The organism is Hyphomonas jannaschiana VP2, from assembly GCF_000685215.1.
GTDB classification, from domain to species: Bacteria; Pseudomonadota; Alphaproteobacteria; order Caulobacterales; family Hyphomonadaceae; genus Hyphomonas; species Hyphomonas jannaschiana.
On the sequence record NZ_ARYJ01000004.1, the window covers coordinates 243,473 to 262,124 of the forward strand.

An 18,652-nucleotide genomic window follows, 5' to 3' on the forward strand; every position below is an offset into this window, starting at 1 on the left:
CCCATGCCATTGTTTACGCATATCGTGGTCGGAACCAATGATCCGGAGCGGGCGGCCAAGTTTTACGACGCGGCGCTTGGCGGGCTTGGCTTGGAAGGGGAGGCGCGCGGGCCGCTGCGCTTTTATCGCCGGGACGGAAATGCCTTTGTCGTCGGTCCGCCCCGCAATGGGGACGCTGCCACCTCGGCAAATGGTGGAACGATCAGCTTCTTTGCGGAGACCAAGGCCGCCGTCGATGCTTTCCATTCGGGGGGCTGTGCCAATGGCGGGGTCTGCGACGGCCCGCCCGGCCGGCGCGCCAATGCGCCGAACAATGCCTATGGCGCGTATCTGCGCGATCCGGACGGCAACAAGATCTGCGCCTTCACTTTTGAGGCGGACTGACATCTGAGAGGGAGGAATTCCGGATGGGCATCGTTAAACGCAATCTCGATATTTACCGTACACGTCTGGTCACGCTGGGAAACATTCTCGGCCGGGCCGAGGCGGAGCTGCTGCCGGAGGATCCGGAGAAGAAGGCGCTGCTGACGGCGCGGCTGGCCGACGACATGCTGCCGCTGCCAAACCAGGTCTGGTTCACATGCCGTCAGGCGGAGCTGCTGCTGGCCAAGCTGAACGGTGTGCCGGTGAAGGAATTCGAGAGCGACAAGGCGAGCTTTGCCGACCTGCAGGCGCTCGTCGCCGAAACGATCTCCCGGATCGAGGCGCAGACCGACACGAAGGAAAGCTTCGCCGAAGGCAAGACCACGCTCGAGCTGCCGGGCATGCCGACGCTGTCCATGTCCGGACAGGACTATATCGACGAGTGGCTGACGCCGAACTTCTATTTCCACTTCGTCACGGCTTACGACATCCTGCGGGCTAAGGGGCTGGGCATCGGCAAGGTGGATTATATGAGCCATCTGCGTCCGCTGCTGGCCGCAGCCGCCGGCTGATTACAAAACAGCCAGCTGACGCGGCGGGAGGCCGGAATTCTTCTGGCGCCGCCGGTCCAGCTGGGGCAGACATACCCAACTCATCTGGAGGAAAACAAATATGTTCAGTCACGTCATGGTCGGCACCAACGACCTTGCAAAAGCCAAGACGTTCTACGACGCCGTGTTCCAGGCCATCGGCGGCAAGGAAGCGATCACCGACCCGAAGGGCCGCCTGATCTACCTGCACAATGGCGGCACCTTCCTGGTGACCCCGCCGATCGACGGCCAGCCGGCAACGCATGCCAATGGCGGCACGATCGGCTTTGCGGCGAAAGACCCGGCTGAGGCCGATGCCTGGCATGCGGCCGGCGCAGCGGCTGGCGGCACGCCGATCGAAGACCCGCCGGGCTGGCGCGAAGGCGGCGGCATGAAGCTTTACCTCGCCTATCTGCGCGATCCGGACGGCAACAAGCTCTGCGCAATGTGCCGCGGATAAAGGCAAACCGCTGAGCCGCCCCTTCCAAATCGGAAGGGGCGGTTTCGCATTGGGCCGACCTTATGTAACCTGTCCGCAGGCAAAAGCTGCAAACGGCCCGCACCCGGGCCGCAGGAAGGGTAGGCCGCCCATGACCGAGTTCACGCATTTTACCCTGCTCGCCGATGGCGAAGTGTTCGCCCCGAATGCGGAGTTCGAGACCGAATGTGGGCGCTATATCATGGCCATGAAAGTCTGGGCGACGGACGCCGAAGAGGCCGCCGACATGATCGTCGCCATCGGCGAGCGGCTGGGCTTCCGGCCGGACGGCGAATTGCAGGTCTTCATGACAGAGCCCGACGAGCCAGCCGATAATGAACCCTTCGGCTATGACATTCAGTTCACGTCCTATTCCGAGGACGAGGAAAACGAAGCGGGCGAGGAAGAACGCCCCAGATGGATCCACTGACAACAGGAAAGACTTGCATGAAACCCATGTTCAGGACAGGCGGCCTTGCCGCGCTGGCAGCTGCCATGATGACCCTTGGCGGCTGCGTGATCGCCGATGTCGAAGGTATCGAGGCGACCTCGACGCCGGAAATCGAACATTTCACCGGCGTGGCGAAGGTCGGCATGGACCTGCCTTTCTCCAAGGCCGTGCGGGTGGATGACACGATCTACCTGTCGGGCGAACTGGGCATCGACCCGGCAACGAATGAGCTGGTGCCGGGCGGCGCCGGGCCGGAAACGCGCCAGATCTTCGAGAATATCGAACGTACGCTGGCCGAGTTCGACGCCGACCTGTCGGATGTCGTGAAGTGCCAGGTGTTCCTCGGCGACATGGCGGACTTTGGCGAAATGAACGCGGCCTATTCCGCTGCGCTGCCAAGCCCGAAACCGGCGCGCTCGACCTTTGGCGCAAACGGTCTCGCCATCGGCGCGGCGCTTGAGATCGAGTGTATGGCAATCAGGCAGTAAAAGCCTCTCTCCGGCCCGGCGGGAAACCTCCTGCCGGGCCGTTTTCTGCCATCCTATTTCCGGTAGGGCTTCACCGGCAGGTTTGCCGCCGTCCAGGCCATCATGCCGCCGCGCACATTGCTGACATTCGTAAAGCCGGCCCCGGCGAGCAGCTTTGCCGCCCGGCCGGAACGCATGCCCGACCGGCAGATCACGGCCACCGGCGCGGAGGCATCTTCCTTCAGGAAGCCATAGATCGTGTCGACCATGCGCGGATCGCCAAGGGTGACTGTGTGCGCGCCTTTCGGGACGCCGTCCTGCCACTCACTTTCGGTGCGCACATCCACCAGGACCAGCTGCTTCTTGCGCAGGCGGGCATTGGCCTCTGCCGGGTCGATCTGGGGAATGGCAGGCTTGCCGCCGCCGAACAGCTTGTCGAACAATCCCATGGGGCGCGCCTTTCTGCCAGTACGGCAGGAGATTTAGCACCGGGCATGACCCGGCCAAAGGTGCGTCGCCTGCGACAGAAGCGGCTGCGCGGTCAGGCCAGCCCGTTTTAGGCGAGGACGAGGCGGCAGTCCTTGCGTGCGAGGCGGGCCGGAAGCTGGAAACCGGCAAGTGCCGTACCGCCGATGGCCCCGAGCAGCTCATCGGCGCGGGCCTTGGCATCGGCGTCCATCTCCCCATAGGCATCCAGCACGGCCTGCAGCCGCCAGAGCGGGAAGCTGCGCGCCGCCGCCGGACCGGCATGGCCTTCGATGCTGACGCTGATCTGGCCGAGGGCGCGGGGCACCGGCGTGCCGGAAGAGGCGTCCGCGGCCCAGCCTGCGAACAATTCGTTCGTCGCCGTCAGCGCCGGAAGCTGTTCGCGCATCTGGCGTTGCAGGATGGGCAGCAGCGTCTCGGGGATTGTGTCATCGGCGGCGAGGTCGCCCGTGCCGGCTTCCCCGGCATGGGTCCGCTCGACCCATTCGGCGACGGCCGGGGCGAGCAGCTTCATCAGCTCGCCGGATTTCGGGTCGCGGTAAAGATGCGCATAGAGCGGGCCGATCAGGGAGAAGTCAGCGAGGCAGGGCCGCTCGCCGAGAAGGAAGGGGTGCACTTCCAGATGGCGGGAGAATTCGCCGAGAAAGGCTTCATAACTTTTCTCGATCCCGGGAATGGTCTCGGCATGAACGCCGAGGATCGGGAGCGCGCCTTTGAAGCGCTGGCCGTTCTTCTTGCCGATCTCATACTGTTCCGGTCGGCTGAGCTGCGGCGCCGAGAGGGCGCCGAATTCGGAATAGGCCCAGTCCTCATTATAGGTCCAGCGATAGTGCATCGCGGGCAGGGTGAGCCATTCGTCGCCATAGAGCTGCAGCAGGAGGGCGACGAAACGCTGGAGCGGCGTGGCAGGCAGGACGGGCGGCTGGCGGTGCTCTGCGGCCTCAACTTGTTCGATGATGTCGGCGGTGTCCTGCACGATGGTGCCATCCGGCATCTTCATGACCGGGATCACGGGCCAGCCGACATTCGGCAGGATGATGTCGCGGTAGACCTCCTGCGTGGCGACCTGTTCCTCAAAGTCCGCCCCGCGCCAGCGCAGATAGGCACGGGCCTTGCCGGTGAAATAGCTGACCTCGGCGCCGTAGAGCGTGTAATCCGGCATGATGTGCTTCCTTGTCCCTTTGTGGCAGGCTTTGTGCCGCAGGATCGGCGGTGGGGGCAAGGCTGACGCCCGGGGAACAGCAGTCCTTGACGCGGGCTTCCCAATCGTGTTGCCCGTGGAACAGTTCATTCACTTCCAGCTTCAGGACCCTGTACGCGCCCATGACCCAGATCACGACTGTCTCATCCTGGAAATCCTTTGGCGGAAACCTCTCCGTGTACGATCATGAGTCCAGCCTGCTGGGCTGCGCGATGCGGTTTGCAGTCTACACGCCCCCGCAGGCCGCGGACGGCCCGGTGCCGGTGCTCTGGTACCTCTCCGGCCTTACCTGCAGCTGGGCCAATGTGATGGAAAAGTCCGGCCTTCAGCGCGCCGCGGCAGAGCATGGCATCATGGTCATCGCGCCGGACACCAGCCCGCGCGGCGAGGGCGTGCCGGACGACGAGGCCTATGACCTTGGTCAGGGTGCAGGCTTTTACCTGACCGCCACGCAAGAGCCATGGGCGAAGCACTTCAAGATGGACCAGTACATTACCGACGAGCTACCAAAGCTCGTCGCGGCAGAGATCAAGAATGCCGACATGGGAAAGCAGGGGATATTCGGCCACTCCATGGGCGGGCATGGCGCGATCACCCTGCACCTGAAGCATCCGGAAACCTACAAGACCTGCTCGGCCTTCAGCCCGATCACCAGCCCGGCACGTGTGCCGTGGGGTCAGAAGGCGTTCAAGGCCTATCTCGGCCCGGTCTCGGTGGCTTGGGAACAGTACGACTCAACCGAACTGGTCAAGGAACGCCAGAGCCGCGCGCGCATCATGGTCGACACCGGCACAGCAGACACCTTCCTGAAAAAGGAGCTGAAGCCGGAAATCTTCATCGACGCCTGCATGGCCAATGGGCAGGCGCTGGATTACCGGATGCGCGAAGGCTACGGCCACGATTACTATTTCATCGCCACCTTCATGGACGAGCACATCGCCCACCACGCGGCCGGCCTGAAGGGCTGATCTTTCGGCTATCCGGTGAAAGCGTTCGCAGGCCCCGCTGGGTAAGCGGGGTTCATGCGCAGCCGATTCCCTGATGCCCTGCATGCACCCGGCCTTGCATGACTGCCTCGTGGGGACACGAGGCACCTGCGAAACCTGTTGCGCGCTAGACCGCCTTGGCGTGGCGCGCTTCGACCGGTTTGAACCGGCCATCGAAACTCTGGGCGACCGTGCGCAGCAGGAGCCGGGCTTCCTTCGGTACACTGACGACATTGCCATCAATCCGGCAAAGGCCGGCAGACTGCAGGAAGCGGGCCGTCTCCATGGCGTCGTCCAGCGCCCCCGGTGCCGCGCCCATCTCGCGGCATGTTGCGTCCACATCCACCCAGAGCTGACACATAAGCTTTTCGATTGCGCGGGCGCGCAGCCGGTCGTCGTCGGTCAGCTCGATGCCGCGCTCTGACGGCAGGCGGCCGGCTTCGATGGCGGCGGCCCAGGCCGTGCGCGCCTTGAAGTTCTGGACATATCCCTGCCGGAACTGCGAAATCGCTGTCGAGCCGATACCGATCAGGGTTTCGCACGGATCGTCCGTATAGCCCTGGAAATTCCGGTGCAGCGTGCCGGCCCGGGCCGCGCGGGTCAGCGGATCGTCCGGCGCGGCGAAGTGATCGAGGCCGATGGCATGGAACCCGGCGCCGGTGAGCGCGGCGGCGCCAGCTTCTGCCTGACGGAAACGTTCCTCAAGGCCTGGCAGGGCCGCTTCATCGATGGCGGCCTGATGCTTGGCGAACCAGGGCACATGGGCATAGCCGAAGAAGGAGACGCGCGCCGCACCCATCTCGGCGGCGAAGCGCGCGGCCTCGACCACGTCTTCCACCGTCTGGAAGGGCAGGCCGTACATCAGGTCCATATTGATGGCGTGGATGCCCACGGCGCGCAGGCGCTCGATGCCATCCACCAGCAGGTCTTTCGGCTGGATGCGGCCAACCGCTTCCTGCACTTTCGGGGCCAGGGTCTGCACGCCGAAACTGACCCGGCTGACACCCGCATCCGCCATAGCCTGAATGAAGTCGGGCGTCAGTGTGCGCGGGTCAACTTCCACGGCGATTTCAATATCCGGCCGTGCGCCAAAAACGTCGATCGCGTGGGCGACGAGACCCTTGAAGTCTTCGGCCGAGAGCGCGTTCGGCGAGCCGCCGCCGAAATGCAGGTGCGCCATGCCGGCATGCGGACCCAGTGCTGCTGCCCAGAGGTCGATCTCCTGATGCAGGGTTTCCAGGTAGGTGGCGATGCGGCGGTAGCCGTTCGGCACGCTGGTCGCGCAGCCGCAATAGAAGCAGAGCTTCTCGCAGAAGGGCACGTGCATATAGACGGAGACCGGCTCATCCGGATTGACGGAGGCTGCCCACACAGCTGCCTGTTCTGCCGCCACGCGCGGAGAGAAATCCGCCGCTGTCGGGTAGCTGGTGTAGCGCGGAACCGGCCGCGTCGCGAAGGTCTTCCATGCCTGTTTCATGCTTCGGGTCTTAGCAGCGTTGAAACGCTGCTGGATTACGCAGAATCCCGTACGGAAAGGCGCCTCGACGCCGCACCCGGTCAGGCGTAGGGTCTGCCCAGAAAGAGGAGACACATCATGATCCGTTCCGCCACCTGCGCCGCCGCCCTGTTTACCCTTGCCATGCCCGCGCTGGCCGGGCCGGAAGCGTTCCAGCCGGGCACCGTGGTGCCGGACTATGGCAAGGTCGCCATGATCGAGGGCACAGAGCTGCCGGCGGACACGGTAATGAAGGTCGCATTTGACATCGGACAGGCCGGCCCGGAAGATGCCATCAGCCGCAGTCTGGAAACACCGGCCCGGTTCCTGAACATGCATGCCGCCGCCGGTGTCGATCCGGCCAATCTGCATGTCGCGCTGATCGTGCACGGGCCGGCGAGTGCAGACCTGCTGACCGACGAGGCGCGCGGCGCGCCCAATCCGAATGCCGGCCTGATTGCCGAGCTGCTGGCAGCGGGGGCGACCATTGAGCTCTGCGGGCAGACCTCCGCGATGCGGGACATCGCGCCTGAGGATCTGCTACCTGGCGTGACCATCGGCCTGTCGGCCATGTCGACGCACGCCCTGCTGCAGCAGCAAGGCTACACGCTGAACCCGTTCTGACGGGTATTCATCCTTCGACTTCGCTCAGGCTGCCAAGGATCAGAAATCGCACGGCGATTTCCCGAGGCAGGTCCAAGCGTAAGCGCCGGGCTTCTGCTCGCTGCTGCTTCATCCTTCGACTTCGCTCAGGATGAGTCCGTCCTTTAAGAGCGCTCATGCTGAGCGAAGTCGAAGCATGGGCGCGGGCGGTATCAACCCATCGCTTCGGCGAGGAGCCAGATGCCTTCACGCTCCGCCTGCCGGCGTTCGACCAGCAGGCGGGCGACCTGATGGTCATCGTCGAAGACATTGCCAGTGAGGCTGTCGAGCAGGGCCTTGGCGAGATTGTCGAGGTCCATCCAGGGCGGGTCGCCGGTATACTCCATCATGATGTGTACGGAATATTCGCCATAGCCGGGCCGTAGCGGCGGGAATTCCTTGCGGAAGAATTCCTTCAGCAGCGTCTTGTAATATTTCGTCTGCGTGGTGAGGCCCGTGCAACGCACCTCAAGCGCGCCATCCTCGGTGATGCGCGCCTGAACCTTGCCGGATTTGACCCAGTCAGAGCTCATAACTTGCTGTCAGATGCGGAGGGGCATGAACTTTCGCGAAGCGCAGGAACTGAGCAACCTTGCCATAGGAGACTTCGTTCGGATTGAGCACGATCATGCTGCCGCGCTTTAGCACAACCTTTGGAAGGCCGAACATTGAAGCCCCTTTGATTGAGTCGATTTTGTCCCACCCGAGCATTTCTCCATCAGGCAAGATTATTCCTGCCGGGACCATTTCCACAATCGTATCTGAGTTTTGAAGTCGGAGGATCAGTTTCACAATCACGGCAAGGAGGAGCGCAAAAAGCAAAGAACTAAAGAGCAATTCTATTAGACCGAAGGCCCCTCGTGTGAAACTAAGGAATGACACGGTTGCACAAACGAGCCCTGCGAAAGTCATGAACACGAGTTGGAATGCTATCCAGGCCCCTGACCGCCGGACGATTAGGCTTTCATCCACGTAATCGCTTGTCGACATCACTACAGCCTCAGGTCCCGTTTGCGTTCGCGTTCCTCGATGGCTTCCTTGGAATCCTTCAGGCCAAGGCCGGTCGCATCGCGCAACAGCTTGATGGCGCGGATTTTCTTGCGGGCGTCGAGCTCGGCATCGATTTCCAGCCATTTGGACATGGTCACACGTTTCAATGCCGCATCGACCTCTGCCGGGGTTGGCGGGGTGGGGGAGAGGCTGTTCTCCTTCTTTCTGCCGCCGGCGATCGCACGGCCGAACAGGAACACCACGAACAGGGTGAAAAGGACTTCCGGCTGCAGGATCTTGTCGAGATAGTCTTCCATGCCGGCCTCCCAATGGTCGCGGGCGATACCTCCCCATAACTGAAGCCGTCAGCAAGCGCGAGGGGCGATCCGGGCCGAATCCTTTGCTGCGGCGGCGGGAACAGTTGATTGCAGCCCGGCTTGGGGCTAGTCCGCTGCCAGCAGATCAAGGAGCTGAGCCCCATGGCCAATACCCGCACCGAATCCGATACGATGGGCCCGATCGAGGTCGCCGATGATGTCTACTGGGGCGCCCAGGCCCAGCGCAGCCTCGGAAACTTCAAGATCGGCTGGGAAAAACAGCCGGAACCGGTGATCCGTGCCCTCGGCATCGTCAAGAAGGCGGCCGCGCAGGCGAACATGGATCTTGGCAAAATGGATCCGGAGATCGGCAAAGTGATCGTCGAGGTCGCCGGTGAAGTCATCGACGGCAAGCTGAACGCCCACTTCCCGCTGGTCGTGTGGCAGACGGGCTCCGGCACCCAGTCCAACATGAACACCAACGAGGTGATCTCGAACCGCGCCATCGAGATCATGGGCGGCGAGAAAGGCTCCAAGAAGCCGGTCCACCCGAACGACCATGTAAACATGTCCCAGTCGTCGAACGACTGCTTCCCGACGGCCATGCATATTGCTGCGGCTGAAGAGACGGTGCACCGCCTCGTCCCCGCGTTGAAGCACCTCCACGCGGCGCTGGATGCCAAGGCGAAGGCCTGGACCGACATCATCAAGATCGGCCGCACCCACACGCAGGACGCAACGCCGGTGACGCTCGGCCAGGAATTCTCCGGCTATGCCAAACAGATCGAGAACGGCATCAAGCGGATCGAGATGACGCTGCCGATGCTGATGGAACTGGCGCAGGGCGGCACGGCCGTCGGCACAGGCCTTGCCTCGCCGGAAGGCTTTGCCGATCTCGTGGCCTCCAAGATCGCCGAGATCACCGGCCTGCCGTTCACCTCTGCCCCGAACAAGTTCGAGGCGCTGGCGGCGCACGATGCCCTCGTGATGACGCATGGTGCGATCAACACGGTGGCCATGTCCTGCTTCAAGATCGCCAACGACATCCGGTTCCTCGGCTCCGGTCCGCGTTCAGGCCTCGGCGAACTGGCCCTGCCGGAGAACGAGCCGGGCAGTTCCATCATGCCGGGCAAGGTGAACCCGACCCAGTGCGAAGCGCTGACCCAGGTCTGCGCCCACATCCACGGCAACAATGCCGCCATCGGTTTCGCGGGATCGCAGGGCCATTTCGAGCTGAACGTGTTCAACCCGATGATGTCCTACAACTTCCTGCAGTCCGTGCGCCTGCTGGCAGACGCCGCGATCAGCTTCACGGACAATTGCGTTGTCGGCATCGAGCCGCGCCTCGACAATATCGAGAAGGGCCTCAAGAACTCTCTGATGCTGGTGACGCCTCTGAAAGAGAAGTTCGGCTACGACCGCGCCGCGAAGATCGCCAAGACCGCCCACAAGAACGGCACCACGCTGCGCGAGGAAGCCATCAAGGACGGCATCCCGGCCGAAGACTTCGACGCCATCGTGCGCCCGGAGAAAATGATCGGGCCGGATCCGCGCTAATGTGATCAGCGGTCAGCCTGACACTGTTACCCAGGCAACGCCGCTAAGGTAGAGGCCAAAGCCGAACATGAGGTGTGTCACCAGGCTTTTGATTCTGGCGGCATTCGGCTTTGGCGTCCTGGAGGCTGCAATGCCGGCCCCGAGGCCTGGTTGCAGGATCAGGAAGGGAGCCAGCACGCTGATGGCGCCAAACAGAAGGGCTGGCCCGATCGTTGGGGCTTGTATCCAGTTCGCAGGAGCGATGGCCAGGAATATTACTGCCAAGACTAGGCCAGTCAGATAGTGAATGGCCCATCCCAGCATGCGCTCATTCGGGATGGCCTCTGCTTTGGTGACATGACCGGTGAAACGATGCCCGCGTGCAAGGTGGCCAGCCCACCGGCCCACCAGCGCATAATCCAGCGACGGCAGACGCAATACGCGCTTCTGGAAGAGGGCCCAGAGGTCCATGAACAGAGTTGCGCCGATTCCGATGACGAACGCGTTCAGCAATAGATCTGACAAATCAATACCTCCGGCAGGAAAATATATAACGTAATAACCTTACATATTGTGCTGCCGGATAATTCCAAGCTGGGAGGGGCATTTCTGTTTCTGAGTGTGGTCCGTGCCAGGGCCGCATCCTGCCTGCCCGGACCAGTTTTTACTTGCTGTTGACCGGCCCCTCCTGCACGAGGGGCCGGTTGTTTTTAGGAGGAACCCCACATGAGCATCGATTTCAGCAATCTCTATTCGGTCAAAGGCAAGACGGTCGTCATTACGGGCGGATCGCGCGGGATCGGCGAAATGCTGGCTGCCGGGTTCTTGGCCAATGGCGCGAAGGTGATCATCTCTTCGCGCAAGGCAGATGCCTGCGAGGAGACGGTCGAGCGCCTGAAGGGCGAGTATGGCGGCGAGATCTATGCCATCCCGTCCGATGTCGGCCAGATGGTCGGTGTCGAGCACCTCGCGAATGAAATCGCGAAGCGTGAAGAGAAGGTCGACGTTCTGATCAACAATGCCGGCGTTGCCTGGGGCGCCTCGCTGGATGATTTCCCGGAACATGGCTGGGACAAGGTGATGGACGTCAATGTGAAGGGCGTCTTCTTCCTGACCCAGAAACTGATGCCGCTGCTGCGCAAGTCGGCCAGCGCCGACAGCCCGGCCCGCGTCATCAATATCGCCTCCATTGACGGCATGCATACCAGCCCGATGAGCGGGTATTGCTATGGCACGTCCAAGGCCGCGGTGATTCACCTGACGCGCTTCATGGGCTCGCAGCTGGCCAAGGAAAACATCCTCGTCAACGGCATCGCGCCGGGGCCGTTCCCGACCTACATGCTGTCGACCGGTGTCGGCTACAAAGGCCAGACCGAGGGCGTGGACTGGGATGCCATCGGTTCGCGCAGCCCGTCGGGCCGCGTCGGCAAGCCGGAAGACATTGCCGGTCTCGCCATGTTCCTGTCGTCGCAGGCGTCGGCCTATATCAACGGCCACACCATCCCGTGCGATGGCGGCATCGTCGCCGCGAGCTGATCCGGCCCACGTAGAAAAGTCAGCCGTTTTGGCCGCGTCCGTGTTGCCCCGCAGCATGAACGCGGCCATAGGGGCGCCTGAAGCCAGCTCCCTCAAACAGAACTGACGATATTCCCGTGGTTAGATCGACTTTTGCAGCGTTCGCCGACCGGCTCGGCGCGCAGGGCCTCTCACAGCCCGATTTCAAGGCCTACACGCCCGCCCAGATCAAGACCGACCTTCTGGCCGGCCTGACCGTGGCGCTGGCCCTGGTGCCGGAAGCGGTGGCCTTTGCCTTTGTGGCGCATGTGCACCCGTTGGTGGGGCTCTACGCAGCCTTCATCGTCGGGCTGGTGACAGCGCTGATCGGCGGTCGCCCGGGCATGATTTCCGGCGCGACCGGGGCGCTGGCCGTGGTGATGGTGTCGCTGGTGGCAACCCATGGCGTGGAGTACCTGTTCGCGACCGTTGTGCTGATGGGCATACTGCAGCTGCTGGCGGGCATTTTCCGGCTCGGCAAATTCATCCGGCTTGTGCCGCATCCGGTGATGCTCGGCTTCGTCAACGGTCTCGCCATCGTGATCTTCCTGGCGCAGCTGACGCAGTTCCAGGTGCCTGGCAGTGCGGAAGAGGCCGCGGGGCATGGCATGGCCAGCGGCGAATGGCTGAGCGGTACGCCGCTGGTCCTGATGCTGGCCTTGGTAGGCCTGACCATGGCGATCATCTGGGGCCTGCCGAAATTGACCAAAGCCATTCCGGCGCCGCTGGCAGGGATTGGCATTGTGGCGGCGGTGGTGATCGGCTTCGGCCTCGACGTGCCGCGCGTCGGCGACATGGCCTCCATCGAGGGTGGCCTGCCGCAATTCCACATTCCGAGCGTGCCGATGAATATCGAGACGCTGAAGATCATCCTGCCTTACGCGTTCATCCTCGCCGCCATCGGCCTGATCGAGAGCCTGCTGACGCTGAACCTCGTGGGTGAGATGACGAACAAGCGGGGCGGGGCGAGCCAGGAATGCGTCGCGCAGGGCACGGCGAATTTGATCACCGGTTTCTTCGGCGGCATGGGCGGCTGCGCCATGATCGGCCAGTCGATGATCAATGTGAAATCCGGCGGGCGCACGCGTCTCTCCGGCATCTCTGCGGCCTTGTTCCTGCTGGCCTTCATTCTCGTTGGCTCCAGCCTGATCGAGCAGATTCCGCTCGCCGCGCTGGTGGGCGTGATGTTCATGGTCGTGATCGGCACGTTCGCCTGGAACAGCCTGCGCATCATGACCCGCATCCCGCTGACCGATGCGATCGTCATCGTTCTGGTGACCGGCGTGACAGTGGCCTATGACCTTGCCACGGCGGTGATCGTCGGCGTGATCGTCTCGGCGCTGGCCTATGCCTGGAACAATGCCCGCCGCATCCATGTGATCGAGCGCGACAGTGTCCGGACGCCGGGCGCACACGTGTATGAGATTGAAGGCCCGCTCTTCTTCGGATCGACCGACAAGTTCGCCGAGCTTTTCCATCCGGAAAGCGACCCGGATGTCGTGATCGTGGACTTCATGCGCTCGCGCGTCGTCGACCAGTCGGCCCTGCAGGCGATTGAGGATCTCGCAGCGAAATATGAAGTGCAGGGCAAGACGTTGCGTCTACGCCACCTGTCCCGCGACTGCCACAAGCTGCTGGCCAAGGCCGGGCAGCTGATGGTCGATTCCGACGATGACCCGGACTACGAGCTGGCCGTGGATTACTCCGTCCGCACCGGCGCCTTCGGCGGCGGGCACTGACTCTCCAGAGAAGTTACAGGTAGACAAGTTGTTTCTATCCGGGGTTTCTTTCTTGTGTCTACAGGCGCGGGGAAAAGATGGACGGACGCAAAGCGATCCATTTCGACGGCTATGTTATGGACGTCGTTCAGAAGCGGACGCACGACTGGCAGGCAGATGCCTATCCATTCAGTCTGCCGGCTGTGCGCAGCTGGGAAACTCTGGAACTCCATGAGAATGTCACCTTCCTCGTGGGTGAGAACGGCTCCGGAAAGTCGACGCTGATCGAAGCAATCGCTATTGCGGCGGGATTCAATGCCGAAGGGGGAAGCCGCAACTTTAATTTCAATACCGTCCGTGCTCATTCCGACCTGCATAAATATTTGCGTTTGGTCCGGGGAACGCGGCGCCCGCGCGACGGCTATTTTCTGCGGGCCGAAAGCTATTTCAACGTGGCGACCAATATCAACGCGCTGGATGAAGGGATCGCAATGGGACCCCCCATCATTGACAGTTATGGCGGCGTCTCACTGCACAACAAGTCGCACGGCGAGAGTTTTATGGCGTTGCTGCAGGAGCGGTTCGGTGGAAAGGGCTTCTATGTTCTGGACGAACCGGAGGCCGCACTGTCACCGCAACGGCAAATCGCATTTCTGAAACGTTTGCACGAACTGGTGAAGGCAGACAGCCAGTTCGTTATCGCCACGCACTCGCCGATCATCCTCGCTTATCCAGACGCCTGGACCTATCATATGACGCCTGAAGGACCTCGCAGGACGGATTGGGAGACGTTGGAGCATGTGCGCCTGACGCGGGATTTCCTGATGTATCCCGAAGCGTATCTCTACAAAGTCATGGAGGAGCCCGGCGAGTGAGCAGCGCCTGTGGCGAAAAATCCCTGTTGGCATAGACTGCGCTGCAGAGAATCACTTCTGCTCAGAAAGGCCAATCTCATGGCAACGCCTCCCGTTGGATCGAAATCCAATCCGTCCCAATTCGATGTCCTGGACAAGCTGGGCGAGGATGAGCCGTATTTCGTCATCCGCGCACATGACCCGCTGTCTTCGGCGCTGGTTGAGCTGCACGCCTATATCGGCGCTGGCCAGTCCGGCGCGGCGCACAATAAGCTGGCCGAGATCATGGCGCTGACGGCCGCCAAGCCGCCGCGTCCGGCTTCCAGCCCGAAATACCGCGAAACCTTCGCGATCTCGCTGGCCATGGAACAGTGGCGCGACGCGCACAAGGACTAGGCGATGGACCTGCGGGCCGGTGAACTGTCGGACCGGCACGTCACGCTCGTGCCGTTCGATGTGGCCCGCGATGGCCCGGCCCTGCGGGACATGGCCGAAACGCTCGGAGAGCGGATCGAGACCTGGCCTTATTACAATCCGCCGTCTGACTGGATCGGTGCCTGGCTTGCCAATATCGAGGCGCGGACGGCAGACGGCAAACTGATCCCGTTCCGCGTCTCTCTGCCCGACGGCCGCTTCGCGGGCATATCGACCTATCTCGGTCCGGATGCGATTTCACGCAATGTCGAAATCGGGATGACGATGTATACCAAGGACGCTCAGGGTACGGAGGTGAATCCCGCCGCCAAGCGGTTGCTTCTGGCGCATGCCTTTGAATGCGGCGCCTTGCGCGTGCAGTTCAATGTCGACCAGCGCAATACACGCTCGCAGGCGGCTGTGAAAAAGCTCGGCGGGGTACAGGAAGGCGTGTTGCGCGACAATCGCGTCCTGCCGAACGGAGTGTTGCGTTCCACCGTTGTCTTTTCCATTCTGGCCAGTGAGTGGCCGGCGGTAAAAGCAGGGCTGGATGCCCGCCTGGCAGTGTTCGAATAGGGGACAAAGGATGAGCGACCCGGTCAATCTGAACAAGTTCCGCAAGGCCAAAGCCAAAGCCGAAAAGGAACAGAAAGCGAAAGAGAACCGGGCGAAGTTCGGCCGCACGAAGGTCCAGAAACAGCTGGATAAATCCCGCGCCGACAAGCTGTCCAAAATCACTGAAGGCCATCTTCTGAAGGACAAGTCCGAGGACGACGGTTAACGCCGCTATTCCGGCCAGTCGGCCGCCTCAGCCCGGCCCGCACCTTGCAGCACACCCGGAAACGCTGTTCCAATCCGGGAGGACCCAAATGGCTGGGATCGCTAAGAAACTCGTCTTCTGTGCCGCATCATTCGGTGCCGGCATCGCATGGGGCCTGATCGCGGAAGCCGCGGAATACCAAGGCTCCCTCTCCCACATGCTCCTCGGCCACTAAGGCTCAGCTGCCGGCTTCTTGTTCGTCTTCTTCTTTCATGGGCCAGTCGGGTTCGTGGGTGACATTGTCCAGGAATGTGTCATCCATCCGGCGGCCTGAGACGCGTTCCAGCGCATCGAAGATCGGGCGGGCCTTCTTGTCTTTCAGCAGGGGAATGCGGCTGGCGAGGTCTGCGGCGCGGGCGTAACGCAGCTGGGCCGTTTCCATGTCACCGCGCGCCTCAGCGCAGGCGCCCAGATTGTGCAGGACTGCCGGGGCGTCCGGCCATTCCCGGCCGAGTTCATCCCACTGCGCACAGGCGCCCAGCATTTCTCCGCGCTTGGTCGCTTTCACCGCGGCAGCAAAGCGGGGGTCGTTCTGTTCCTCCGGGATCAGGCCTTCGGTCATGATTTCGGCACGGACGGTCGCGTCATAAGGGGCGATGTCCGTCCGGAACCGGCGCACGGCTTCGACCGTGGCATCCGCGATCATGCCATAGGGGGCGTCGCGCGGATCGTAGCTCGAGCGGACCGGATCGCGCCAGACGCCGAGTTCGCGGCCATCATCTTCATATTCACGGATGTCGACACAGGATTCCTGATTGGCGCCGCCGCCCTGGTTGTGGCTGAAAACCACCCGGCCCGTTTCCAGATCCACCAGGCGGGCGGTGACGATCACTTCCACGGTTTCCTCGGTACATTCGGTTTCGACGATGGCCCGGTGTTCGCAATCGAATGGGGCGTCATATTCGACGCACTTACGGTCACGCTCGAACCGGGTTTCGCCTTCCCAATTGTCGATCTCGACATAGCCTTCATAGATGCCTTGCGGCTGACCCGGGCCGCCAATGCCGAACCAGTGGGCGCCGTCCAGAACCACATCGTCCAGCATCCGGGCAAATTCTTCCCCGGCGACATTGCCTGCCGGTCCGCGGAACTGGCCGACCTGGACATCGCGATAGGCCGCTGCTTCGGGGAAGGTCGGCACCATGCGGGCGCGATAGTCGTATCCGGGCGTTGTGCAGGCCGCCATCAGGGGCAGGGCGAGCAGCAGGCAGGCAGAGAAGAAACGGCGCATGCGGGGGATCCTTGAAATATCTGGCGTATTCCTGCTGTTTCGGACTGAACCTCAGATTAACATTGCAGCAGGGAGGCGAAAAACCCGCTTCCGGCCGGATTTCTGCTGGCAGTGGTAGCCGAGCGGACCAATATCAGCGAGCCCGACACAGGAGACCTGTATGACCCGTCACCTCGCAGAGCTGAATATCGGCCGGCTTCTGGCCCCCACGGACGATCCGCGCGTGGCGGAATTCATGAACGCACTGGACCTGATCAACGGCATGGGCAAGCGCATGCCGGGCTTTGTCTGGATGATGGAAGGATCGGGCGAGCCGGGCACCGGCAATACCGAGACCAAGATCGGCGGCGATCCGCAGTTCGTCTCGAACCTGACCGTGTGGGAATCAGTGGAAACGCTGGAGAACTTCGTCTGGAACACGGTACACCGCCAGTTCTATGAGCGCCGCCAGGAGTGGTTCGAAGTCATGGACAAGATGCATTTCGTCATGTGGTGGATCGAGCCGGGTCACAAGCCGACGCTGGACGAGGCGCTGGAAAAGCTGGATCACCTGAACCGGTTTGGGGATTCGGAAGAGGCGTTTGGCTGGTCCTACCTTAAGGAGGCGCGCCTGTGGCGTTCACGTAGCTGTCGCGGGGACGCAGCCTGAGCGCCAAAGCGTACACCGTTAACATCCGCTCAAGCGACCCTTTACCCCTCCCATCCAGCGCGCTTCTTGACGGAAGCGTCATCCGCCGCCAACTGTCCGGCTGTCCTGCTGAGGAGGCTGTAGCCCAATGACGAGTCCGCTGTTCACCCCGTTCAAACTGAAAAACATGGAACTGCCCAACCGGGTCGTTATGGCGCCCATGACGCGCTCGAAATCCCCGGGCGGTGTGCCAGGGGAAGATGTGGCGGATTATTATGCCCGCCGGGCCGCTTCCGATGTCGGCCTGATCGTCACCGAAGGCACGACAGTGCGCCGGGGCGGGGCCTCCAACGACCCGAACGTCCCGAATATCTTCAAGGCGGACGCGCTGGCCGGCTGGAAGAATGTTGTCGAGAAGGTCCACGCCAATCACGGCAAGATCGCGCCTCAGATCTGGCACCAGGGCATGATGCGCAAACCGGGCACCGGACCGGACCCCGATGCGCCGACCGATGGCCCGTCGGGCGTCACCCACACTGGCAAGCAGGTGCTGCCTGAACCGACCAGCGCCGACGTTGACGATATGGTCATGGCCTTTGCCGAGGCGGCCGCGGATGCGCAGAAGGTTGGCTTCGACTGTATCGAGCTGCACGGCGCGCATGGCTACCTGATCGATGAATTCTTCTGGGATGTGATGAACAGGCGCTCCGACCGGTATGGCGGCTCGCTGCCGGAACGCGCCACCTTTGCCGCCGACATCATCCGCGAAGTGCGAAAGAAGGTCGGCCCGGACATGACGATCATCCTGCGCTATTCGCAATGGAAACAGCAGGAATACACCGCGCGCCTCGCCACGACGCCGCAGGCGCTGGAAGAGTTCCTGAAAGTCTTCGTCGATGCCGGCGTCGACTGCCTGCACGTTTCCCAGCGCCGCTATTGGGAGCCGGAATTCCCGGAAATCGACGGCGAGAATGGCCTGAATGGCGCCGGCTGGGCCAAGAAACTGACCGGCCTGCCGACCATCACCGTTGGTTCCGTCGGCCTTTCGGGTGATTTCATCGGTGCGTTCCAGGGGCAGGGCTCCGGCCAGCGCTCTCTGGAAGATCTGGAAGAACGCCTGTCGCGCGGGGAGTTTGACCTCGTCGCGGTTGGCCGGGCCCTGCTGCAGGACCCGCATTGGGCAACCAAGGTCAAGGACGGCCGGATCGGCGAAATCAGCGACTATGATGCCGCTGCGCTGGCGACGCTCTACTAAAGAGGGAATAGGTACTTGCCGAATGAGGGAAAATATGGCTTTCTTGCCGGTGCAGCAAACAGTTGCTTCGGGCTTCGGATACCCTTCTTCAGGGGCGTGATTCCAGGCTGAAGCATTGCCTCCCTCAGGACGCTTACACACCGGCGTTCCCAATCTGGCCCCGCGATTGCGCACTC

The 18,652-nt window shown here is 62.3% G+C and carries 25 protein-coding genes; 17 read left to right on the forward strand and 8 right to left on the reverse strand.

Going from position 1 to position 18,652, the window contains the following annotated elements; all coding sequences use genetic code 11:
• The first annotated feature begins 3 nt into the window (after positions 1-3).
• The 5 genes from HJA_RS07765 (at position 4) to HJA_RS07785 (ending at position 2,370) form a co-directional block, all read left to right on the forward strand.
• Entirely contained in the window at positions 4-384 is a 381-nt protein-coding gene (locus HJA_RS07765) for a VOC family protein (RefSeq protein ID WP_206741698.1), read from the forward strand.
• Between the two features lie 23 nt (positions 385-407).
• Positions 408-935 (forward strand): DUF1993 family protein, encoded by a 528-nt coding sequence (locus HJA_RS07770; protein ID WP_051597492.1) that lies wholly within the window; start codon positions 408-410, stop codon positions 933-935.
• Positions 936-1,035: 100 nt separating this feature from the next.
• Positions 1,036-1,413 (forward strand): VOC family protein, encoded by a 378-nt coding sequence (locus HJA_RS07775; RefSeq protein ID WP_035580433.1) that lies wholly within the window; start codon positions 1,036-1,038, stop codon positions 1,411-1,413.
• 130 nt (positions 1,414-1,543) lie between these two features.
• Positions 1,544-1,861, forward strand: a complete 318-nt coding sequence (locus HJA_RS17955) for a hypothetical protein (protein WP_051597493.1) — start codon at positions 1,544-1,546, stop codon at positions 1,859-1,861.
• A gap of 17 nt (positions 1,862-1,878) precedes the next feature.
• Positions 1,879-2,370: a RidA family protein gene (locus HJA_RS07785; RefSeq protein WP_206741699.1), complete on the forward strand. Its 492-nt coding sequence runs from the start codon at positions 1,879-1,881 to the stop codon at positions 2,368-2,370.
• Positions 2,371-2,423: 53 nt separating this feature from the next.
• Here HJA_RS07785 and HJA_RS07790 read toward each other — a convergent pair whose 3' ends face one another.
• Together HJA_RS07790 and HJA_RS07795 are read right to left on the reverse strand one after the other, a co-directional pair.
• Positions 2,424-2,798: a rhodanese-like domain-containing protein gene (locus tag HJA_RS07790; RefSeq protein WP_051597494.1), complete on the reverse strand. Its 375-nt coding sequence runs from the start codon at positions 2,796-2,798 to the stop codon at positions 2,424-2,426.
• A gap of 107 nt (positions 2,799-2,905) precedes the next feature.
• Positions 2,906-3,997 carry a glutathione S-transferase family protein gene (locus tag HJA_RS07795; RefSeq protein ID WP_035580436.1) on the reverse strand — a complete coding sequence of 364 codons (1,092 nt, stop codon included), beginning with the start codon at positions 3,995-3,997 and terminating at the stop codon, positions 2,906-2,908.
• A 161-nt stretch (positions 3,998-4,158) separates the two neighbouring features.
• Between HJA_RS07795 and fghA the strand changes: the two genes are divergently transcribed.
• Positions 4,159-5,004, forward strand: coding sequence for an S-formylglutathione hydrolase (gene fghA, locus HJA_RS07800; RefSeq protein ID WP_051597495.1), 846 nt, complete (start codon positions 4,159-4,161; stop codon positions 5,002-5,004).
• A gap of 145 nt (positions 5,005-5,149) precedes the next feature.
• Here the strand turns inward: fghA and hemN are convergent, their stop codons facing one another.
• The gene (hemN, locus tag HJA_RS07805; protein WP_035580439.1) at positions 5,150-6,499 is read right to left on the reverse strand and encodes an oxygen-independent coproporphyrinogen III oxidase; all 1,350 of its coding nucleotides are present in this window, start codon (positions 6,497-6,499) and stop codon (positions 5,150-5,152) included.
• A 117-nt stretch (positions 6,500-6,616) separates the two neighbouring features.
• On the opposite strand from hemN, the gene HJA_RS07810 reads away from it, so the two are divergent.
• Complete coding sequence (locus HJA_RS07810; RefSeq protein ID WP_035580442.1) at positions 6,617-7,141, forward strand: DsrE family protein; 525 nt, start codon at positions 6,617-6,619, stop codon at positions 7,139-7,141.
• 191 nt (positions 7,142-7,332) lie between these two features.
• Here HJA_RS07810 and HJA_RS07815 read toward each other — a convergent pair whose 3' ends face one another.
• From HJA_RS07815 to HJA_RS18705, 3 genes are read right to left on the reverse strand one after another with little or no spacing between them, the layout of a single operon-like run.
• The gene (locus HJA_RS07815; protein WP_035580445.1) at positions 7,333-7,692 is read right to left on the reverse strand and encodes a RusA family crossover junction endodeoxyribonuclease; all 360 of its coding nucleotides are present in this window, start codon (positions 7,690-7,692) and stop codon (positions 7,333-7,335) included.
• Positions 7,682-8,149, reverse strand: coding sequence for a hypothetical protein (locus HJA_RS07820; RefSeq protein WP_035580447.1), 468 nt, complete (start codon positions 8,147-8,149; stop codon positions 7,682-7,684). Before HJA_RS07820 ends, HJA_RS07815 begins: the two co-directional genes overlap by 11 nt.
• 2 nt (positions 8,150-8,151) lie before the next feature.
• On the reverse strand, positions 8,152-8,466 hold the full coding sequence (locus tag HJA_RS18705; RefSeq protein ID WP_035580450.1) for a ribosomal protein L7/L12: 315 nt from the start codon (positions 8,464-8,466) through the stop codon (positions 8,152-8,154).
• 162 nt (positions 8,467-8,628) lie between these two features.
• On the opposite strand from HJA_RS18705, the gene fumC reads away from it, so the two are divergent.
• Entirely contained in the window at positions 8,629-10,023 is a 1,395-nt protein-coding gene (fumC, locus tag HJA_RS07830) for a class II fumarate hydratase (RefSeq protein ID WP_035580453.1), read from the forward strand.
• 12 nt (positions 10,024-10,035) lie between these two features.
• Here fumC and HJA_RS07835 read toward each other — a convergent pair whose 3' ends face one another.
• Entirely contained in the window at positions 10,036-10,527 is a 492-nt protein-coding gene (locus HJA_RS07835) for a DUF2938 domain-containing protein (RefSeq protein WP_206741700.1), read from the reverse strand.
• Between the two features lie 201 nt (positions 10,528-10,728).
• On the opposite strand from HJA_RS07835, the gene HJA_RS07840 reads away from it, so the two are divergent.
• From HJA_RS07840 to HJA_RS18815, 7 genes are all read left to right on the forward strand, one after another.
• The gene (locus HJA_RS07840) at positions 10,729-11,538 is read left to right on the forward strand and encodes an SDR family oxidoreductase (RefSeq protein ID WP_199285795.1); all 810 of its coding nucleotides are present in this window, start codon (positions 10,729-10,731) and stop codon (positions 11,536-11,538) included.
• Positions 11,539-11,654: 116 nt separating this feature from the next.
• Positions 11,655-13,295 (forward strand): SulP family inorganic anion transporter, encoded by a 1,641-nt coding sequence (locus HJA_RS07845; protein ID WP_035580459.1) that lies wholly within the window; start codon positions 11,655-11,657, stop codon positions 13,293-13,295.
• Positions 13,296-13,411: 116 nt separating this feature from the next.
• Positions 13,412-14,149 (forward strand): AAA family ATPase, encoded by a 738-nt coding sequence (locus HJA_RS07850; protein ID WP_051597522.1) that lies wholly within the window; start codon positions 13,412-13,414, stop codon positions 14,147-14,149.
• Positions 14,150-14,227: 78 nt separating this feature from the next.
• On the forward strand, positions 14,228-14,524 hold the full coding sequence (locus HJA_RS07855; RefSeq protein WP_035580461.1) for a hypothetical protein: 297 nt from the start codon (positions 14,228-14,230) through the stop codon (positions 14,522-14,524).
• Positions 14,525-14,527: 3 nt separating this feature from the next.
• On the forward strand, positions 14,528-15,118 hold the full coding sequence (locus HJA_RS07860) for a GNAT family N-acetyltransferase (protein WP_035580463.1): 591 nt from the start codon (positions 14,528-14,530) through the stop codon (positions 15,116-15,118).
• Between the two features lie 10 nt (positions 15,119-15,128).
• On the forward strand, positions 15,129-15,323 hold the full coding sequence (locus HJA_RS07865; protein ID WP_035580464.1) for a DUF4169 family protein: 195 nt from the start codon (positions 15,129-15,131) through the stop codon (positions 15,321-15,323).
• 88 nt (positions 15,324-15,411) lie between these two features.
• The gene (locus HJA_RS18815) at positions 15,412-15,537 is read left to right on the forward strand and encodes a hypothetical protein (protein ID WP_277813100.1); all 126 of its coding nucleotides are present in this window, start codon (positions 15,412-15,414) and stop codon (positions 15,535-15,537) included.
• A gap of 3 nt (positions 15,538-15,540) precedes the next feature.
• Here HJA_RS18815 and HJA_RS07870 read toward each other — a convergent pair whose 3' ends face one another.
• The gene (locus HJA_RS07870; RefSeq protein ID WP_035580466.1) at positions 15,541-16,593 is read right to left on the reverse strand and encodes a hypothetical protein; all 1,053 of its coding nucleotides are present in this window, start codon (positions 16,591-16,593) and stop codon (positions 15,541-15,543) included.
• 160 nt (positions 16,594-16,753) lie between these two features.
• Between HJA_RS07870 and HJA_RS07875 the strand changes: the two genes are divergently transcribed.
• A complete protein-coding gene (locus HJA_RS07875) occupies positions 16,754-17,242 on the forward strand; it encodes a DUF3291 domain-containing protein (RefSeq protein ID WP_035580467.1) in 489 nt (162 codons plus the stop codon).
• Positions 17,243-17,369: 127 nt separating this feature from the next.
• On the forward strand, positions 17,370-18,476 hold the full coding sequence (locus HJA_RS07880) for an NADH:flavin oxidoreductase (RefSeq protein WP_035580469.1): 1,107 nt from the start codon (positions 17,370-17,372) through the stop codon (positions 18,474-18,476).
• Positions 18,477-18,652: the final 176 nt, after the last annotated feature.

Bases quoted from the DNA above. Each gene is read 5' to 3' on its own strand.
- HJA_RS07865 (WP_035580464.1), top strand. From the start codon at position 15,129: ATGAGCGACCCGGTCAATCTGAACAAGTTCCGCAAGGCCAAAGCCAAA.
- HJA_RS07790 (WP_051597494.1), bottom strand. From the start codon at position 2,798: ATGGGATTGTTCGACAAGCTGTTCGGCGGCGGCAAGCCTGCCATTCCC.
- HJA_RS07860 (WP_035580463.1), top strand. From the start codon at position 14,528: ATGGACCTGCGGGCCGGTGAACTGTCGGACCGGCACGTCACGCTCGTG.
- HJA_RS07775 (WP_035580433.1), top strand. From the start codon at position 1,036: ATGTTCAGTCACGTCATGGTCGGCACCAACGACCTTGCAAAAGCCAAG.
- HJA_RS07840 (WP_199285795.1), top strand. From the start codon at position 10,729: ATGAGCATCGATTTCAGCAATCTCTATTCGGTCAAAGGCAAGACGGTC.
- HJA_RS07855 (WP_035580461.1), top strand. From the start codon at position 14,228: ATGGCAACGCCTCCCGTTGGATCGAAATCCAATCCGTCCCAATTCGAT.
- HJA_RS07815 (WP_035580445.1), bottom strand. From the start codon at position 7,692: ATGAGCTCTGACTGGGTCAAATCCGGCAAGGTTCAGGCGCGCATCACC.
- HJA_RS07820 (WP_035580447.1), bottom strand. From the start codon at position 8,149: ATGTCGACAAGCGATTACGTGGATGAAAGCCTAATCGTCCGGCGGTCA.
- HJA_RS07870 (WP_035580466.1), bottom strand. From the start codon at position 16,593: ATGCGCCGTTTCTTCTCTGCCTGCCTGCTGCTCGCCCTGCCCCTGATG.
- HJA_RS07770 (WP_051597492.1), top strand. From the start codon at position 408: ATGGGCATCGTTAAACGCAATCTCGATATTTACCGTACACGTCTGGTC.
- fumC (WP_035580453.1), top strand. From the start codon at position 8,629: ATGGCCAATACCCGCACCGAATCCGATACGATGGGCCCGATCGAGGTC.
- HJA_RS07875 (WP_035580467.1), top strand. From the start codon at position 16,754: ATGACCCGTCACCTCGCAGAGCTGAATATCGGCCGGCTTCTGGCCCCC.
- HJA_RS07810 (WP_035580442.1), top strand. From the start codon at position 6,617: ATGATCCGTTCCGCCACCTGCGCCGCCGCCCTGTTTACCCTTGCCATG.
- HJA_RS07850 (WP_051597522.1), top strand. From the start codon at position 13,412: ATGGACGTCGTTCAGAAGCGGACGCACGACTGGCAGGCAGATGCCTAT.
- HJA_RS07795 (WP_035580436.1), bottom strand. From the start codon at position 3,997: ATGCCGGATTACACGCTCTACGGCGCCGAGGTCAGCTATTTCACCGGC.
- HJA_RS18815 (WP_277813100.1), top strand. From the start codon at position 15,412: ATGGCTGGGATCGCTAAGAAACTCGTCTTCTGTGCCGCATCATTCGGT.
- hemN (WP_035580439.1), bottom strand. From the start codon at position 6,499: ATGAAACAGGCATGGAAGACCTTCGCGACGCGGCCGGTTCCGCGCTAC.
- HJA_RS17955 (WP_051597493.1), top strand. From the start codon at position 1,544: ATGACCGAGTTCACGCATTTTACCCTGCTCGCCGATGGCGAAGTGTTC.
- fghA (WP_051597495.1), top strand. From the start codon at position 4,159: ATGACCCAGATCACGACTGTCTCATCCTGGAAATCCTTTGGCGGAAAC.
- HJA_RS07785 (WP_206741699.1), top strand. From the start codon at position 1,879: ATGAAACCCATGTTCAGGACAGGCGGCCTTGCCGCGCTGGCAGCTGCC.
- HJA_RS18705 (WP_035580450.1), bottom strand. From the start codon at position 8,466: ATGGAAGACTATCTCGACAAGATCCTGCAGCCGGAAGTCCTTTTCACC.
- HJA_RS07880 (WP_035580469.1), top strand. From the start codon at position 17,370: ATGACGAGTCCGCTGTTCACCCCGTTCAAACTGAAAAACATGGAACTG.
- HJA_RS07765 (WP_206741698.1), top strand. From the start codon at position 4: ATGCCATTGTTTACGCATATCGTGGTCGGAACCAATGATCCGGAGCGG.